The sequence below is a fragment of the Pseudomonas sp. 58(2021) genome (assembly GCF_017491585.1).
GTDB classification, from domain to species: domain Bacteria; phylum Pseudomonadota; class Gammaproteobacteria; order Pseudomonadales; family Pseudomonadaceae; genus Aquipseudomonas; species Aquipseudomonas fluorescens_BT.
In genome coordinates this window covers 1-17,715 of record NZ_JAFGYZ010000042.1, presented here as the reverse complement: position 1 = coordinate 17,715, position 17,715 = coordinate 1, and the positions used below count along the sequence as shown (strand labels likewise).

Here is a 17,715-nt window from a genome sequence, read left to right as displayed (position 1 = left end):
TGGTGTGGCTGTTCGGGATGGAAACCCGGGGCAAGACGCTGGAAGAGTTGACCGAAGCGGTTGTGCGCTGACACCTGAAAAGCCGTTCGAACACGGGCGTGTTCGAACGGCTTTGTGCTGTTACGGTTTCACCAACCGTGCATCCAGGCTGTTCTGCGCCAGGCGCTTGGCCTGATCCTGAGTCATGCCCAGGTGAGTGTGCAGCGCATGGAAGTTCTCGGTGACATAACCGCCGAAGTACGCCGGGTCATCGGAGTTCACCGTGACCTTCACGCCGCGCTCGAGCATGTCGAGGATGTTGTGCTGCGACATGTGATCGAACACGCAGAGTTTGGTGTTCGACAGCGGGCACACGGTCAGCGGGATCTGCTCATCGATGATCCGCTGCATCAGGCGCTCGTCTTCGATGGCGCGCACGCCATGGTCGATGCGCTGGATTTTCAGCAGGTCGATGGCTTCCCAGATGTACTCCGGCGGGCCTTCTTCACCGGCGTGAGCGACGGTCAGGAAACCTTCGTGACGGGCACGATCGAACACGCGCTGGAACTTGCTCGGCGGGTGACCCATCTCTGAGCTGTCCAGACCCACGGCGACAAATGCATCACGGAACGGCAGCGCCTGGTCGAGGGTTTTCTGCGCTTCGTCTTCGCTGAGGTGGCGCAGGAAGCTCAGGATCAAACCGCTGGTGATGCCCAGTTGCTGTTCGCCATCCTTCAGCGCGGCGGCGATGCCGTTGAGCACCACTTCGAACGGGATACCACGGTCAGTGTGAGTCTGCGGGTCGAAGAACGGCTCGGTGTGAATCACGTTCTGCTCTTTGCAGCGCAGCAGATAGGCCCAGGTCAGGTCGTAGAAGTCCTGGGAGGTGCGCAGCACGTCGGCGCCCTGGTAATACAGGTCGAGGAATTCCTGCAGGTTGTTGAAAGCGTAAGCCTTGCGCAGGGTTTCGACATCGCTCCACGGCAGGGCGATCTTGTTGCGTTCGGCCAGGGCAAACAGCAGCTCGGGCTCCAGCGAGCCTTCCAGATGCAGGTGCAGTTCAGCCTTGGGCAGGGCGTTGAGCCAGTCGTACATATTCTTTTCTCATCAGGTGCAATGGCGGCATTCTACAGATGCGCGCCGAAACAATTGGCAAAACCTGACCAACCGATCCATCACACCGCTTCCTGTTCCCGTCGATAGGCGTAGGTATCGGCAAAGCGCGACAGCAGGAATTCGGCGCAGGTGGTGGTCGGATATTTCGCCGGATGCTGTGCGTCCTGGCAACCGGGCAGGCACTCGATGCGTGTGTCCGGGTGCGGCTCGGCGAAAAACGGCATCGAATAGCGATCCACGCCCAGCGGGCTGATGACCCGGTGCGGGGTCGAGCGATAACGGTCATTGCTCCAGCGCGCCATCATGTCGCCGAGGTTGACCACGAAGGTACCGTCGATGGGCGGTGCGTCGATCCACTGGCCTTTGACGTTTTTCACCTGCAAACCGCCGGCGGTGTCCTGATACAACAACGTGATGCAGCCGTAATCGGTGTGCGCGCCGGCGCCTTGCTGTTCGGCGGAACTGGCGGTGTGGCGCGGCGGGTAATGAATCATCCGCAGCACGCTGACCGGCTCGTTGAAGCGTGTATCGAAGAAATCGCGCTCGATGCCCAGTGCCAGGGTCATGGCCCGCAACAGGGTTTGCGCCAGGGCCTGCATGTCGCGGTAGTGCTGTTCCATCAGCGCTTCCCAGCCGGGAATGGCCGGGTGACGATTGGGGCCGCGCAAGGGTTTTTCCGCCAGCACCTCGGGATGATCGGCCGGCAGGTGCAGGCCCATGTCGAAGGTTTCCTTGAGATCGCTGGGTTTGTCCGGGTCGAGCTGTTCGGTGGCGATGGCGCCGTAGCCGCGGTGATGGCGGGTCTGGGTGATGTCGATCCTGAGTTTTTCTTCGGCCGGTTGTGCAAAAAAGCGCTGCGCGTGATCGAGCAGGGCGGCGATGCGCTGCGCAGAAATCGGATGGCCCTTGATATAGAAGAAGCCCCATTCGCGGCAGGCGTGGTCGATCTGTTCGGCGACGGCGGGCCAGGCGTTCTGGTCGTCGGAGTAGAGCGCAGAGATGTCGATGATCGGAAGCTGATCCATACACAATCCTTGAATACGCTGAACAACCAATGTGGGAGCAAGCCCGCTCCCACAGGGTTTTGGGTGGCTGACAAAAAATTACTTCGGCATCTCGGCCTTCATGCCTTCGACGTAGTAATTCATCGACGCCAGTTCCGCGTTGGTGGCGCTGACCCCCGCCGGGATTTTCTCGACCCCGGCCTGATCCTTGATCGGCCCGGTGAATGGCTGCAGGGCACCGCTCTTGATGTCGGCGATGATCTGCTCGGCTTCGGCCTTCACCGGTGCCGGCACCAGATCACTGATCGGCAGTTCGACCGTACCTTCTTTCAACCCGCCCCAGTAATCCTGGGATTTCCAGTTGTGGTCGATCACGCTCTGGGTCGCCTGAATGTAGTGCGGCGCCCAGTCGTTGACGATCGAAGTCAGCACCGCTTTCGGACCGAAGTGCGCCATGTCCGAAGCGTAGCCCACGGCGTAAACACCTCGCCGTTCGGCGGCCTGGATCGGTGCCGGGCTGTCGGTGTGCTGGAACACCACGTCCACGCCCTGGTCGATCAGCGCGTTGGCGGCGTCGGCTTCCTTGCCCGGATCGAACCACGAGTTGACCCACACCACTTTGATTTCCGTGCCGGGGTTGTACTTGTTCAGGGCCAGTTGAATGGCGTTGATGTCGCGGATCACTTCCGGGATCGGGAACGAGGCGACGTAGCCGATCTTTTTGCTCTTGGTCATCTTCGCCGCGAGGAAACCACCGACGTAACGGCCCTCGTAGGTACGCGCGAGATAGGTGCCGAGGTTCTTGTCCTGCTTGTAGCCGGTGGCGTGCTCGAAGGTCACCTTGGGAAACTGCTTGGCGACTTTCACCGTCGGGTTCATGTAGCCGAAAGAGGTGGTGAAGATCAGGTCGTAATTGTCCTTGGCCATGTTGCGGATCACCCGCTCGGCGTCGGCGCCTTCGGCGACGTTTTCCACGTAGTTGGTGGTGATCTGTGTGCCGAGTTTTTCCGCCAGCGCCTTGCGCCCCTGTTCATGCTGATACGTCCAGCCGTGGTCGCCGATGGGGCCGATGTAGACGAAGCCGACTTTCAGTGGATCGGCGGCACTGGCGCTCAGGCTGAGGCCAAGGCCCATGGCGATGCACAGCAGTGTTTGCAGTGGACGTTTTTGCATGAACGCGAACTCCCTTTTGTTGTGTGTGGGGAGAGCAATGCAAAAGGCTGACCAAGCGGACAACAATCTGGCTTGAAACCGAGGCGCGCCCATCGCGGGCAAGCCCGCTCCCACAAAAACGCCGCGATCCCTGTGGGAGCGGGCTTGCTCGCGAAGAGGCCGTAAAGGCCAATAAAAGTGCATGTCCGTACAAGGACGCCATCGACTGGTGCGCTAAGGTGTAACGAACCATTAGCGCCGCCCCGCAGTCAGTAGTTCATTCGAACCCCTGCGCCAAAAGGCTCGCCATGCTCACGATCCTCAAGCAAGAAAGCTTTCTGCTGCTGGCCCTGATCGCCGCCCTCGTCGCGTATCCGATGGAGCACTGGTTGCTGCACAGCGGCCAGGTCGTCGCCCTGACAGCAGGGCTGGTGTTGATCGCCTTCATCGTTGCCGCCTCGATGCGCGTCGCCCATCAGGCCGAACTGCTCGCGGAAAAAGTCGGCGACCCTTACGGCACGATGATCCTGACGCTCGCCGCCGTGCTGGTGGAAGTGGTGATCCTGGCGATCATGATGCGCAACGAAGCCTCGGCCACGCTGGTGCGCGACACGATCTACTCGGCGGTGATGCTCGACATCAATGGCATCCTCGGCCTCGCCGCGCTGATGGGCGGGATCAAACATGGCGAGCAGTCCTACAACGACGATTCGGCCCGCAGTTACAGCGTGATGATCCTCACCGCCATGGGCGTGTCGATGGTGGTGCCGGAGTTCATTCCCGAGGCCAACTGGAAAATTTATTCGGCGTTCACCATCGGCGCGATGGTGCTGCTTTACGCGTTGTTCCTGCGGATGCAGGTCGGGCCGCACAGTTATTTTTTCAGCTATAGCTACCCGGACAAACGCCGCAGGAAAGAGCCCGTGGAGCAGGAGCCGAAACCGGCCAGCCTGGCGCTGTCGATCGGTATTCTGGTGTTCGGTGTAGTGGTGATTGGCGCACTGGCCGAGGTGATGTCCAAGACCCTCGACCTGGGCCTGGAAGGGACGGGTGCTCCGCCGGTGATCACGGCGATTCTGGTGGCAGCGATCTCGGCAGCGCCGGAGATTCTGACCGCGTTGCGTGCGGCGTTGGCCAACCGTATGCAGTCGGTGGTCAACATTGCGATGGGGGCTTCTCTGTCGACGGTGATTCTGACGGTACCGGTGATGGAGGCGATGGCGCTCTATACGGGGCAGCCGTTTCAGATGGCGATGACGCCGGTGCAGACGGTGATGATCTTCATCACGCTGATCGTCAGCGCGATCAACCTCAATGACGGTGAGACCAATGCCATCGAGGGCATGACCCACTTCGTGCTGTTTGCGACGTTCATCATGTTGTCGCTGCTGGGCCTCTGAGCCGATCACAAAACCAAATGTGGGAGCAAGCCCGCTCCCACATTCAGACTTCCGCTTGGATCAGGTGCCGGCGATCAACTGCCGAGCCGCCTGACTGTGATCGGCAATCAGGCCTTTGAGATCCAGCCCTTCAACCTGCCCGTCAATCACGCGCCACTTGCCGCCGATCATCACTCTATCCGCTCGGTCCGCACCGCATAGCAGCAATGCGGAAATCGGGTCATGACTGCCGGAGAAGCGCAGTTCATCCAGTTTGAACAACGCCAGATCCGCCTGTTTGCCCACCGCCAGTTCGCCGATGTCGGTACGGCCCAACAGACTCGCCGATCCTTTGGTCGCCCAGCCCAGCACGCGTTCCGGGGTAATCTTCTCGGCGCCGTAACGCAGGCGCTGGATGTACAGAGCCTGACGCGCTTCGAGGATCATGTTCGACGCATCGTTGGACGCCGAACCATCCACACCGAGACCGAACAGTGCGCCGGCATCGGTCAGTTCGATGCTCGGGCAGATGCCGGAGGCCAGACGCATGTTCGAACTCGGGCAATGGCAGATGCCGGTGCCGGCCGCGCCGAGGCGGGCGATTTCGTCGGGGTTGAAATGGATGCCGTGGGCCAGCCAGGTGCGCGGGCCGAGCCAGCCGACGCTGTCCAGATAATCCACGGTGCGAAGGCCGAAGCGTTGCAGGCAGAAGTCTTCTTCGTCGAGGGTTTCGGCCAGGTGAGTGTGCAGGCGCACATCAAGCTTGTTCGCCAGTTCGGCGCTGGCGGACATGATTTCCGGGGTCACCGAGAACGGCGAGCACGGCGCCAGGGCGATCTGGATTTGCGCGCCGTCGCCACGTTCGTGGTACTCGTGAATCAGGCGCTGGCTGTCGTCGAGAATCACCTGACCTTCCTGCACGGTCTGCTGCGGAGGCAGGCCGCCGTCCTTCTCGCCGAGGCTCATCGAACCCCGGGTGAGCATGGCGCGCATGCCCAGTTCGCGCACGGTTTCGACTTGCACGTCGATGGCGTTTTCCAGGCCATCCGGGAACAGGTAATGGTGATCGGCGGCGGTGGTGCAACCCGACAGCAGCAACTCGGCCAGCGCGACTTTGCTGGCGAGGGCGAGTTTTTCAGGCGTCAGGCGCGCCCAGACCGGGTACAGGGTTTTCAGCCACGGGAACAACGGCTGATTGACCACCGGCGCCCAGGCGCGGGTCAGGGTCTGGTAGAAGTGGTGATGGGTGTTGATCAGGCCCGGCAGGATCACGTGTTCACGGGCGTCGAACACTTCATTGCACGGTGTCGACGGTTGCAGGCCGGCGCCGAGCACTTCGGTGATCACACCGTCTTGCAGCACCAGACCGCCACGGGCATCGAGACCGTTGGCCGTGAAAATGGCGAGGGGATTTTTTAACCAGATACGGGTCGCAGGCATTGTGGCCGGCTCCTCTGAAAGTGGGGTTCAGGGTTGCCAGCTCAGTGTTGCCCTGTCTGCTGATCCAGGGTCGCCGCGAAGGGCGAGGTGCGGAGTTTCGAACAAAATGTTGCGACGGGCAAGCTCAACCCGACCAGACACCACAATCCCTTTGTAGGAGTGAGCCTGCTCGCGATGCGGAGTGTCAGTGGACATATCTCCTGACTGATCCACCGCCATCGCGAGCAGGCTCGCTCCCACATTGGGAATCTGTTGATTACCAGGGAATGGTTTCACCTTTGTAGTTCACAAAGTGATGGCCGCCCTTGCCGGCAAACGCGTCCACCTGATCCACCAGGCCACGGGTGCTGGTCTCCACGTCGATGTCGGCACCTTCGCCGCCCATATCGGTTTTCACCCATCCCGGATGCAGCGACAGCACGGTGAGTTTCTGCTCGCCCAACTGAGTGACGAAGCTGTTGGTCATCGAGTTCAGTGCTGCCTTGCTGGCCTTGTACAGCGCCAGTTCCGGCGCGTCGGGCATGGTCACGCTGCCGAGCACCGAACTCATGAACGCCAGCACGCCGCTGCCATCGCGGATCTGCCCGACGAAGCGCTGGGCCAGGTTGATCGGAGCCACGGCGTTGGTGAAGAACAGTTGACCGACTTCGGCCAGCGTTGCGCCGCCCGGGGTCTGCACCTCAGGGCCTTTGACCCCGGCGTTGACGAACAGCAGGTCAAACGTCTCGCCCTTGAGCTTCTGGCTCAGAGCGATCACCGCTTGCTGGTCGTCCATGTCGAGTTTTTCGATCTGCACGTTGCCCAGTGCTTTCAGCGCCTCGGCATTCGAAGGGTTGCGAACCGTGGCGGTGACTTGCCAGCCGTCGGCCAGCAGGGTTTTCACCAGGCCCAGACCCAGGCCCCGGGAGGCGCCAATGATCAGTGCGTGCTTGGCAGGATTCAGTGCGGACATGATGGGCTTTCCTTGAAAGTTGAAAGATCACGGGTTCAATGGACAGCGTTGACCGAGCCGATGCTGCAATTCGTGGCGCAGCTCGCCGAGTTCGGCCATGCGGGTTTCGACCAGCTTGAGCTTGTCTTGCAGCAGTTGCGTGACGGTGGTGTCGGGGTTTGGCGATTGCCACAGCGCGCCAACGCTGCTGCCGATCTCGCCAAGGGTAAAGCCCAGACGCTGCGCCGTCTTGATGTACAGCACCAGTTGCACCATCTCCGGCGGATAGTTGCGATAACCGTTGGCGCTGCGTTGCGCCGCGATCAATCCGCGCTCCTCGTAAAATCGCAGCGTGTCACGGCTGACATCGCAGGCCTGGGCCAACTCACCGATGCGCATCTTGCAGGTCTCGAAAGTGTTTGACCCTGGAGCATACTCCAGGCTTTACCGTGGTTGCTCCCTGAATTTTCGGAGCAAGGATGATGTGGACTTCAACGCAGTATCGGCAGTTGGTGCGCGGCAGTGCCTGGTATGACCTGATCGTGACGGCGGCGTTTGTCACGCCGTGGAGTTTTGCTGTGTTGCATGGGTTGTTGACGACGCTGAGTCAGGCACTGGAGCTGCCCGGCGAGCTGCCGCCGTTCGAACCTGCGCATTTGTTGATGGCGAATCTGTTCGGTTCGGTGGTGTGCATGTGGGCGGTGCTGCGGATTCGTGATCCGCAGCCGGTTTATGGGCGCTACGACGCGGTGACCCGGTTTCTGTTCGCCGCGTGGATGACGTATGCCCTGGCCCACGGCGCCAGTTCGTTGGTGGTGGGTTTCCTGGTTCTCGAAGTGGCGTGGGGCATTGCTCAGGCATTGCCGGTTCGGCCGCTGTCGCGAGCCGTCACGGCTTAATGACCGGCCTGCCACGGCTGCCCCAGTGATACCGGCGCATACAACCGTGTACGCAGCGCATCTCGCGACAACACCACCAGCATCAGAATGGTCGCGACATACGGCAGCATCGCCAGCAAGCTCGAAGGAATCGCCAGCCCCAACCCCTGCGCCACCAGGTGCAGGATGCTGGCGAGTCCGAACAGATACGCCCCGAGCAATAGTCGCCACACCCGCCAACTGGCGAACACCACCAGCGCCAGCGCGATCCAGCCGCGGCCGGCGGTCATGTTCTCGGCCCACATCGGCGTATACGCCAGTGACAGATATGCGCCGGCCAACCCGGCCATGGCGCCGCCAAACAGCACCGCCAGTGTGCGCACGATCAACACCGGCAAGCCCATGGCACTGGCCGCGTCCGGGTTCTCGCCGACCGCTTGAATGATCAGCCCGACACGACTTTTCACGATCACCCACGCCACCAGCGCAAACAGCGCGAACGACAGGTACACCAGCAGATCCTGGGCAAACAGCATGCGACCGATCAGCGGGATTTCGCTCAGGTAGGGAATGGCCAGCGGCTCGAAACCGGCCAGCGGTTTGCCGACCCACGCCGCGCCGACAAAGGTCGACAGGCCGACGCCAAAAATCGTCAATGCCAGCCCGGTCGCCACCTGATTGGCGTTGAACACCAGCGCCACCAGCGCAAAGAGCGACGACAACAGCATCCCGGCGAGCATCGCCAGCACCACGCCCAACCACAGGTTGCCGCTGTTGAACGCGACGATGAAACCGATCACCGCGCCAAACAGCATCATGCCTTCCTGCCCGAGGTTGAGTACGCCGCTCTTTTCGCAGATCAGTTCGCCCAGCGCCACCAGCAGCAGTGGCGTGCCGCAACGCACCATGGCGTAGAAAATATTGCTCAGCAGATCGATATCCATCACAGCGCTCCGGCGGTTACGGCGGTGGTTGAAGTGCGCCGCACCCAGCGCAGGTTCAGGCGTGGTCGGTAGAGGATCAGCACGTCACAGGCCAGCAGGAAAAACAGCATCATTCCTTGAAACAACTGGGTGATCGCCTGGGGCAGATTCAGCGTCATCTGTGCGCTCTCGCCACCGATGTACAGCAGCGCCATCAACAGGCTTGAAAACAGAATGCCGATGGGGTGAAGCCGCCCGAGAAACGCCACGGTGATCGCCGCATAGCCGTAGCCCGGCGAGACCTGCGGCACCAGTTGGCCGATCGGGCCGGTGACTTCGCAGACACCGGCCAGCCCGGCCAGTGCGCCGCTGATCAACAGCGCGAGCCAGATCAGCCGCTTCTCGCGAAAACCGGCAAATCCCGCTGCGCGCTTGTCCAGACCCAACACTTTTATCTGGAAACCGACGAAGCTTTTCTGCAGCAACACCCACACTGCGACCAGCGCAAGCAAGGCGAAATACACACCGATGTGTGCCCGACCGTCCTCCATCAACAGCGGCAGGCGGCTGGCATCGCTGAACATTGCTGACTCGGGAAAATTGAATCCGGCCGGATCCTTCAGCGGCCCGTGTACGCAGAACAGCAACAGGTTCAGCGCGATGTAATTGAGCATGATGCTGGTGAGGATTTCGTTGGCGTTGAAGCGCGTGCGCAACCAGGCGGTGAGCCCGGCCCACGCGGCGCCGGCGAGGGTGCCGGTGAGCAGGATCAGTACCAGCGCCCAGCGGCTTTGCAGATCGATGATGTTCACCGCCAGCGCACTGCCGGCCAACGCACCGAGCAACAGTTGACCTTCGGCGCCGATGTTCCAGATCCGCGCCTGATAGGCCACCGCCAGCCCCAGCGCACACAAGAGGATCGGCAAGGTTTTGACCAGCAGCTCGGAGACGCCATACAGGTCGCTGACCGGGGCGATCAGCAAGGTATGCAAAGTTTTCAGCGGATCATGGCCGAGGGCGACGAACAGCAACGATCCGCAGACCAGCGTCAGCACCGCCGCCAGCACCGGCGAGCACCACAACATCAGGCGCGATTGGCGACCACGGGGTTCGAGGGAAAGCAACATGGGAAAACTCCGTTAAACCGTGGCCGGTTGTGATTGAGGGGTGTCGAACTGACCGGCCATCCAGCCGCCGACGTCGCTGAGGCGGGTCAACGCCGTGTCCTGCAACGCCGAAAGTCGCCCACCGCAGAGCGCGCCGAGGCGGTCGCTGATCCGGAACAGTTCGTCGAGGTCTTCGGAAATCACCAGGATCGCCGCACCGGCATCGCGCAAGGCAATCAGGGCGCGATGAATCACCGCTGCCGCGCCGACGTCCACGCCCCAGGTGGGGTGCGCGGCGATCAGCAGTTTCGGTTGCTGGAGGATTTCCCGGCCGAGGATGAATTTCTGCAGGTTGCCGCCCGACAGGCTGCGGGCGGCGGTCTGGGTGTCCGGGGTTTTCACGCCGAAGCGCTGGATGATCGTTTGGGCGAGGGCTTCGACCTTGCCGCGCTCGATCAAGCCGTGGCTGACCAGGCCTTGTTGAAAGGCGGTGAGCAGGGCGTTGTCCGCCAGGCTCATGTCCGGCACCGCGCCATGCCCGAGGCGTTCGGCGGGGACGAACGCCAGGCCGAGTCTGCGTCGCGCATCCGGGCGCCGATCGGCGACGGCGTGTTCTCGAAGATGGATGGTTGCCGCTGATTCGCGGGGCAGTGTCTGCTCGCCGCTGAGCAATGCCAGCAACTCGTCCTGACCGTTGCCGGCCACTCCCGCGATGCCGACGATTTCACCGCTGCGCACCTGCAAGTCGATGTCGGTCAACGAGCAGCCGAACGGATCGGGGTTGTGCCAGTTCAATCCGCTGACTTGCAGGAATGCTGCGCCGCCCCTGACTTTCGGGTACTCGCCGCTCAGCGCCGCCGACTCGCCGACCATCAACTGCGCCAGTTGTTGGTCGGTGCATTGCGCCGGTACGCAATGCCCGGCCACCCGACCACCGCGCAATACCGTGGCGCTGTGACACAAGGCGCGTACCTCGCCGAGTTTGTGGCTGATGAACAGAATGCTGCAGCCCTCGGCCGCGAGCCGGCGCAGGGTGATGAACAACTCGTCGGCTTCCTGCGGCGTGAGCACCGAGGTCGGCTCATCGAGAATCAGCAGGCGAATGTCTTGCATCAGGCAACGAACAATCTCGACCCGTTGCCGCTCGCCGATCGACAGGCTGTGGACAAGTCGCTGGGGTTCCAGCGCCATGCCATATCGGCGGGACACGTCACGGATTTTCGCCTCAAGTCGTTTCGGCGAACCGGCCGCCGGGCCCATCGCCAGTGCGATGTTCTGCGCCACGCTCAAGGTCTCGAACAGCGAGAAATGCTGGAACACCATGCCGATGCCCAACTGCCGCGCCTGGGCCGGATTGCGCATGATCACCGGTTGCCCCTGCCACAGCATCTCGCCCGAATCGGCCTGGATGACGCCGTAGATGATCTTCATCAACGTGCTTTTACCTGCGCCGTTTTCACCGAGCAGCGCGTGGATTTCACCGGGGGCGATGCTCAGGTCGATGGCGTCATTGGCGAGGCAACCGGGATAACGTTTGCTGATGTGGCGCAGTTGCAGGCGCGGTGTAGACGTGGGGTTTGGCATGACAGGCTCGGGTCGCTTGGAGTTGTGCCTGTGGATAAAGCAATTTCCTGGCCATTGAGTCAGGAACGCGGAAGGCCGCTGTTTGCCAGCCTGTGGCGTAGAGCCTGTGAAATGATTTCGACGTTTTGCGAGGCACCACTTGAGGGCAAAGCCTTTGATCAGGCTCCAGTTTTGCCCGCAACTGGCTGATCAAAAAACGACCAGTCCCGCCGGAGCCATGCAGAACCTGCGACTGCGCCAGCCATGAACGGCTTATCCACAGGTTGCTCCACAGTATTTGTGCGCAAGACAAAATCCCGGGCATAAGCACTGCCGGGCTTTCTTCTAAAGGCGATAAACAACGCTAAGCGATTGTTTTTATGTGAAATTGTTCGTTGTGTCAGGCGATTGGACGAAAAGTGAACAAATCCCGCAAAGCCACGTGACAGAAGGGTTACAGCCTCCTGTGCTCAGGTTATCCACAGCCGGGTGCACAGCGGATGTGGGCAAGTCCCGGGTATGAGCCAATCGGCTTGTGCCCTAAATCGTGGCGAGGGTTCAACGCTGCAGCAGGATTCGCCCACGGCTCAGGTCGGCCAACTGATTCTGCAACAGCTCGATGTGCGCTTCGCCCACGGCCAGTTGCAGCTCGACACCATTGGCGGTGAAGTTTTCCTCCAACACCAGACCGCCGAGATCCGCCACCCGCAACTTCACCAGTGCCAGTTCGCTGAAAGCGCAGGCGCAACGCACGGGCACGCGACTGATCAACTCGATCTTCGGCGCTGCCTGCAGGCACTTGTTTGCACCGCCGCCATAGGCCCGGGCCAGGCCACCGGTGCCCAGTTGAATGCCGCCATACCAGCGGATCACCAGCACCGCGACCTGATCGCAATCCTGCGCTTCGATGGCCGCGAGAATCGGCCGCCCGGCAGTGCCACCGGGTTCGCCGTCGTCGTTGCTGCGGTATTGATCGCCGAGTTTCCACGCCCAGCAATTGTGCGAAGCGTTCAAGTCGCTGTGCTGCTCGATGAAGGCTTGCGCCTCGGCAGGGCTGCCGATCGGCGCGGCGAAGGTGATGAAACGGCTTTTGCGAATCTCTTCGCGGAATTCGCAAAAGCCGCTGAGGGTGAATGGCATAAAACGACTTATATAGAAGAAGTGAGGCCGCAGCCTTTGAGGATGATGCGGATCAGGTTGTTGCCGGCGTCTTCCATGTCCTGTTTGGTCAACTTGCTGCGACCGGTCACCCGGCAGATCTGGTTGGCGAAGTCGGCGTAGTGCTGGGTGCTGCCCCACAGCAGGAAGATCAGGTGCACCGGATCCACCGGGTCCATCTTGCCGGCGTCGATCCACGCCTGGAATACGGCGGCCCGGCCCTGGAACCAGGTGCGATAGTCCTGGTTGAAATACTCGGTCAGGCATTCGCCGCCGCTGATCACCTCCATCGCGAAGATCCGCGACGCTTGTGGCTGGCGACGGGAAAACTCCATTTTCGCGCGGATGTAGCGGGTCAGCGCTTCGGCCGGATCGTCCTCGGCCGTGAGGGAGTTGAAGGTGCTGTCCCACAGCTCAAGGATGTTGCTCAGTACCGCCACGTACAACCCGAGCTTGTTGGTGAAGTAGTAATGCAGGTTCGCCTTGGGCAGCCCGGCCTTGGTGGCGATGGTATTCATGCTGGTGCCTTTGTAACCGTGACGGGCGAATTCGTCTTCGGCGGCTTTGATGATGGTCTCTTCATTCTTCTGACGAATGCGGCTGGCAGGTTTACCGCCGTGGGCAGGGACTTCAAAGGTCATAGGCACTTCCGGGTTTGTCTGTGGGGTGCAACCAGTTGCGTTGATAGCGCAACCATCGGCCTGCGACAAGCCCCGGGCAATAAAACGCCGCTCATCAGCGGGTCGCGGCCAGGCTTTCGAGAAAACTTTCCAGCACCAGATGCGGACGCCGGCCCTTGCGGGTGACCGAGGCCAGGCTCAAATCATAGAACCGCGTGCTGGCCTTGAGCGCACGCAGCCGTCCCTGTTGCACCCAGAGACTGGCGTAGTGATCCGGCAGATAACCGATGTAACGCCCGGTCAGAATCAGGAATGCCATGCCTTCTCGGTCGGAAGCGCTGGCGGTGCAATTGAGCGCCTGATAGTGCGCCTGGATCTCCGCCGGCAAACGGAAGGTCGGGGCGATGGCGTCCTGGCTGTTCAAGCGTTCGTCATCCAGTTGTTTGTCATCGACGTAAAACAGCGGATGGCCGACCGCGCAATAAAGCAGCGAACGTTCGCTGTACAGCGGCTGATACTCCAGTCCCGACAGCGCACTGGCCTGCGGCACCACACCGACATGCAGACGGCCATCGAGCACGCCTTGTTCCACTTCATTGGGGGCAATCATGCGGATCTGGATCTGCACGTCCGGCCCGCGCTCCTTCAACTGCGCCAGTGCATGGGTGATACGCATGTGGGGGAGGGTGACGAGGTTATCGGTCAGGCCGATGATCAACTCGCCGCGCAGGTGCTGATGCAGGCCGTTGACCTCGGTGCGGAAACTTTCCAGTGCACTCAACAGCTGCAACGCCGACTGATAAACCTCGCGGCCCTCTTCGGTCAGGGAGAAACCGGCACGCCCGCGCTGGCAAAGACGCAGGCCGAGGCGTTGCTCCAGATCGCTCATCTGCTGGCTGATCGCAGAGCGTCCGATGCCGAGCACGGTTTCTGCTGCCGAGAAGCCGCCGCACTCCACCACGCTGCGAAAAATCCGCAACAGGCGAATGTCAAAGTCACTGACCTGGGCCAGTGGATCGGGGCGACGACTGCTCATGCTGTTGTTCTCATTGTTTAGCAGAGTTCTAACTGGAGGTTAGAAGAGTTGGATTTCACCGACTTTATCCCCGTGGCAATTTAGCTGCAACAACGCTTTCTATCTCCCTGAAGCTTATTGCCCTGCGAGGTTTTGCCCGATGAACATGCCTGAAAACGCGTCGTCGCCACTGGCCAGCCAACTGAAGCTGGACGCGCACTGGATGCCGTACACCGCCAACCGTAACTTCCAGCGCGACCCGCGTTTGATCGTCGGTGCTGAAGGCAGTTGGCTGATCGACGACAAGGGCCGCAAGGTGTACGACTCGCTGTCCGGTCTGTGGACCTGCGGCGCCGGGCATACCCGCAAGGAAATCCAGGAAGCGGTGGCCAAGCAGTTGGGCACCCTCGATTACTCGCCGGGCTTCCAGTACGGCCACCCGCTGTCGTTCCAGCTGGCGGAGAAAATCACCGACCTGACGCCGGGCAACCTGAATCACGTGTTCTTCACCGACTCCGGTTCCGAGTGCGCCGACACCGCAGTGAAAATGGTCCGCGCTTACTGGCGCCTGAAAGGCCAGTCGACCAAGACCAAAATGATCGGCCGTGCACGTGGCTACCACGGTGTGAACATCGCCGGCACCAGCCTTGGTGGTGTCAATGGCAACCGCAAACTGTTCGGTCAGGCGATGATGGATGTCGATCACCTGCCGCACACTCTGCTGGCGAGCAATGCCTTCTCCCGTGGCATGCCGGAGCAGGGCGGTATCGCACTGGCCGATGAACTGCTGAAGCTGATCGAGCTGCACGATGCTTCGAACATCGCAGCGGTGTTCGTTGAGCCGATGGCCGGTTCCGCTGGCGTGCTGGTTCCGCCACAGGGTTACCTCAAGCGCCTGCGTGAAATCTGCGATCAGCACAACATCCTGCTGGTGTTCGACGAAGTGATCACCGGTTTCGGCCGTACCGGCACCATGTTCGGCGCCACTACTTTCGGGGTGACCCCGGACCTGATGTGCATCGCCAAGCAAGTCACCAACGGCGCGATCCCGATGGGCGCGGTGATTGCCAGCTCCGAGATCTACCAGACCTTCATGAACCAGCCGACCCCGGAATACGCCGTGGAATTCCCGCACGGCTACACCTACTCGGCGCACCCGGTGGCTTGCGCCGCAGGTCTGGCAGCCCTCGATCTGCTGCAGAAGGAAAACCTGGTACAGAGCGTGGCCGAAGTCGCACCGCATTTCGAAAACGCTTTGCATGGTCTGAAAGGTGCGAAGAACGTCATCGACATTCGTAACTTCGGTCTGGCCGGTGCGATCCAGATCGCGGGCCGTGACGGCGACGCCATCGTGCGTCCGTTCGAAGCCGGCATGGCGTTGTGGAAAGCAGGGTTCTACGTGCGCTTCGGCGGCGACACCCTGCAGTTCGGCCCAACCTTCAACAGCAAGCCGCAAGACCTTGATCGTCTGTTCGACGCGGTCGGCGAAGTGCTGAACAAGCTCGACTGATTTTTCCTTCTATATAGATACGCCAATAGCAGGTGCCCTTGCGGGCGCCTGCGCACAAGAATTCAGGAGTTTTCGATGAGCGTTATCCCGCATTTGATCAATGGCGAACTGGTGACCGAGAACGGCCGCGCGGTCGATGTGTTCAACCCGTCCACCGGTCAGGCTATCCACAAGCTGCCGCTGGCCAGCCAGGAAACCATCCAGAAAGCCATTGATGCCGCCAAGGCTGCGTTCCCGGCCTGGCGCAATACGCCACCGGCCAAACGTGCCCAGGTGATGTTCCGTTTCAAGCAACTGCTGGAGCAGAACGAAGCGCGCATCGCACAGTTGATCAGTGAAGAACATGGCAAGACCCTGGAAGATGCCGCCGGTGAGCTGAAGCGCGGTATCGAGAACGTCGAGTTCGCTTGCGCAGCCCCGGAAATCCTCAAGGGTGAATACAGCCGCAACGTCGGCCCGAACATCGATGCGTGGTCGGATTTCCAGCCGCTGGGCGTTGTGGCCGGTATCACTCCGTTCAACTTCCCGGCCATGGTGCCGCTGTGGATGTATCCGCTGGCGATTGTCTGCGGTAACTGCTTCATCCTCAAACCGTCCGAGCGTGATCCAAGCTCGACGCTGCTGATCGCACAACTGTTGCTGGAAGCTGGTCTGCCGAAAGGCGTGCTGAGTGTAGTGCACGGTGATAAGACTGCGGTGGACGCGCTGATCGAAGCGCCGGAAGTCAAAGCGCTGAGTTTTGTTGGCTCGACGCCGATTGCTGAATACATCTATGCCGAAGGTACCAAGCGTGGCAAACGCGTTCAGGCACTGGGTGGCGCGAAGAACCACGCGGTGCTGATGCCGGATGCGGATCTGGACAACGCGGTCAGCGCACTGATGGGGGCGGCTTACGGCTCCTGCGGCGAGCGCTGCATGGCGATTTCGGTGGCCGTGTGTGTGGGCGACCAGGTAGCGGACGCACTGGTCGCCAAACTGGTTCCACAGATCAAGGCGCTGAAGATCGGTGCCGGTACTTCTTGCGGTCTGGACATGGGGCCGCTGGTTACCGGTCAGGCCCGCGACAAAGTCAGCGGTTATGTCGAAGACGGCGTGGCGGCGGGCGCGACCCTGGTGGTCGATGGTCGTGGTCTGAGCGTTGCCGGTCATGAAGAAGGCTTCTTCCTGGGTGGCTGCCTGTTCGACAACGTCACCCCTGAGATGCGCATCTATAAAGAAGAGATCTTCGGACCGGTGTTGTGCGTCGTTCGGGTGAACAGCCTGGAAGAGGCGATGCAACTGATCAACGATCACGAATACGGCAACGGCACCTGCATCTTCACCCGTGATGGTGAAGCGGCGCGTCTGTTCTGCGACGAGATTGAAGTCGGCATGGTCGGCGTCAACGTTCCATTGCCGGTACCGGTGGCTTACCACAGCTTCGGTGGCTGGAAGCGTTCGCTGTTCGGCGACCTGCATGCCTATGGCCCCGATGGTGTGCGTTTCTACACGCGTCGCAAGGCGATCACCCAGCGCTGGCCACAGCGTGCGAGTCATGAAGCTTCGCAGTTCGCATTCCCTAGCTTGTAAGTAGAAGGGCAACGCAAAGAAGGCCGACCTTTTAAGGTCGGCCTTCTCGTTTTCGGGCTTTTTTGACTGATATGACAGATTTGTGAAATTAGGGGTTGACGGCAGATTCTGGAGGTCTATAATTCGCCCCACTTCCGGCGCAGTCGAAACGGAAAACTCCTTGAGATTCAATGAGTTACACGGTTTTCGATAGCGGTTTGCTTCAGATCATCGAAGCCTGGAGGGAGTTGAAAATGCCGGTTCTTCTGGCGCTTTCAACGGTTCGATCTTCTCGGTCGAAAGCGGAGAAAAAGAGGTGTTGACAGCAGCGTGTAACGCTGTAGAATTCGCCTCCCGCTGACGAGAGATCGGAAGCGCAAGTGGTTGAAGTTG

Annotated in this window: 16 protein-coding genes; 4 read left to right on the top strand and 12 right to left on the bottom strand. The window is 60.8% G+C overall.

The window, feature by feature from the left end; all coding sequences use genetic code 11:
- Window positions 1-120 precede the first annotated feature (120 nt).
- The 3 genes from J5M72_RS28530 to J5M72_RS28520 all read right to left on the bottom strand — a co-directional run bounded on the left by J5M72_RS28530 (window position 121) and on the right by J5M72_RS28520 (window position 3,272).
- Entirely contained in the window at window positions 121-1,074 is a 954-nt protein-coding gene (locus tag J5M72_RS28530) for an adenosine deaminase (protein ID WP_007958502.1), read from the bottom strand.
- A gap of 80 nt (window positions 1,075-1,154) precedes the next feature.
- Window positions 1,155-2,120: a 2-oxoglutarate and iron-dependent oxygenase domain-containing protein gene (locus tag J5M72_RS28525; RefSeq protein WP_207868280.1), complete on the bottom strand. Its 966-nt coding sequence runs from the start codon at window positions 2,118-2,120 to the stop codon at window positions 1,155-1,157.
- A 78-nt stretch (window positions 2,121-2,198) separates the two neighbouring features.
- Complete coding sequence (locus J5M72_RS28520; RefSeq protein ID WP_064593279.1) at window positions 2,199-3,272, bottom strand: BMP family ABC transporter substrate-binding protein; 1,074 nt, start codon at window positions 3,270-3,272, stop codon at window positions 2,199-2,201.
- Window positions 3,273-3,559: 287 nt separating this feature from the next.
- Between J5M72_RS28520 and J5M72_RS28515 the strand changes: the two genes are divergently transcribed.
- The gene (locus tag J5M72_RS28515; protein ID WP_207868278.1) at window positions 3,560-4,651 is read left to right on the top strand and encodes a calcium:proton antiporter; all 1,092 of its coding nucleotides are present in this window, start codon (window positions 3,560-3,562) and stop codon (window positions 4,649-4,651) included.
- Window positions 4,652-4,711: 60 nt separating this feature from the next.
- Here J5M72_RS28515 and J5M72_RS28510 read toward each other — a convergent pair whose 3' ends face one another.
- The 3 genes from J5M72_RS28510 to J5M72_RS28500 form a co-directional block, all read right to left on the bottom strand.
- Window positions 4,712-6,070, bottom strand: a complete 1,359-nt coding sequence (locus tag J5M72_RS28510) for an 8-oxoguanine deaminase (RefSeq protein WP_207868276.1) — start codon at window positions 6,068-6,070, stop codon at window positions 4,712-4,714.
- A 256-nt stretch (window positions 6,071-6,326) separates the two neighbouring features.
- Window positions 6,327-7,013, bottom strand: a complete 687-nt coding sequence (locus J5M72_RS28505; RefSeq protein WP_169432588.1) for an SDR family oxidoreductase — start codon at window positions 7,011-7,013, stop codon at window positions 6,327-6,329.
- 36 nt (window positions 7,014-7,049) lie between these two features.
- Complete coding sequence (locus J5M72_RS28500; RefSeq protein WP_169428728.1) at window positions 7,050-7,400, bottom strand: MerR family transcriptional regulator; 351 nt, start codon at window positions 7,398-7,400, stop codon at window positions 7,050-7,052.
- 83 nt (window positions 7,401-7,483) lie between these two features.
- Between J5M72_RS28500 and J5M72_RS28495 the strand changes: the two genes are divergently transcribed.
- On the top strand, window positions 7,484-7,900 hold the full coding sequence (locus J5M72_RS28495) for a hypothetical protein (protein WP_207868275.1): 417 nt from the start codon (window positions 7,484-7,486) through the stop codon (window positions 7,898-7,900).
- Here the strand turns inward: J5M72_RS28495 and J5M72_RS28490 are convergent.
- The 6 genes from J5M72_RS28490 to J5M72_RS28465 form a co-directional block, all read right to left on the bottom strand.
- Entirely contained in the window at window positions 7,897-8,823 is a 927-nt protein-coding gene (locus tag J5M72_RS28490; protein ID WP_207868273.1) for an ABC transporter permease, read from the bottom strand. The genes J5M72_RS28495 and J5M72_RS28490 overlap by 4 nt on opposite strands.
- Complete coding sequence (locus J5M72_RS28485) at window positions 8,823-9,929, bottom strand: ABC transporter permease (RefSeq protein WP_169428731.1); 1,107 nt, start codon at window positions 9,927-9,929, stop codon at window positions 8,823-8,825. The genes J5M72_RS28490 and J5M72_RS28485 overlap by 1 nt, the downstream gene beginning before the upstream one ends.
- A 12-nt stretch (window positions 9,930-9,941) precedes the next feature.
- On the bottom strand, window positions 9,942-11,492 hold the full coding sequence (locus J5M72_RS28480) for an ABC transporter ATP-binding protein (RefSeq protein ID WP_207868271.1): 1,551 nt from the start codon (window positions 11,490-11,492) through the stop codon (window positions 9,942-9,944).
- 537 nt (window positions 11,493-12,029) lie between these two features.
- Window positions 12,030-12,611, bottom strand: coding sequence for a YigZ family protein (locus J5M72_RS28475; RefSeq protein ID WP_207868269.1), 582 nt, complete (start codon window positions 12,609-12,611; stop codon window positions 12,030-12,032).
- An 8-nt stretch (window positions 12,612-12,619) separates the two neighbouring features.
- Window positions 12,620-13,270, bottom strand: coding sequence for a TetR/AcrR family transcriptional regulator (locus tag J5M72_RS28470; RefSeq protein WP_169428734.1), 651 nt, complete (start codon window positions 13,268-13,270; stop codon window positions 12,620-12,622).
- 94 nt (window positions 13,271-13,364) lie between these two features.
- Window positions 13,365-14,285: a LysR family transcriptional regulator gene (locus J5M72_RS28465; RefSeq protein ID WP_007958517.1), complete on the bottom strand. Its 921-nt coding sequence runs from the start codon at window positions 14,283-14,285 to the stop codon at window positions 13,365-13,367.
- Window positions 14,286-14,424: 139 nt separating this feature from the next.
- On the opposite strand from J5M72_RS28465, the gene J5M72_RS28460 reads away from it, so the two are divergent.
- A complete protein-coding gene (locus J5M72_RS28460; RefSeq protein ID WP_127796838.1) occupies window positions 14,425-15,774 on the top strand; it encodes an aspartate aminotransferase family protein in 1,350 nt (449 codons plus the stop codon).
- Between the two features lie 75 nt (window positions 15,775-15,849).
- Window positions 15,850-17,343, top strand: coding sequence for a CoA-acylating methylmalonate-semialdehyde dehydrogenase (locus tag J5M72_RS28455; protein ID WP_169428735.1), 1,494 nt, complete (start codon window positions 15,850-15,852; stop codon window positions 17,341-17,343).
- Window positions 17,344-17,715: the final 372 nt, after the last annotated feature.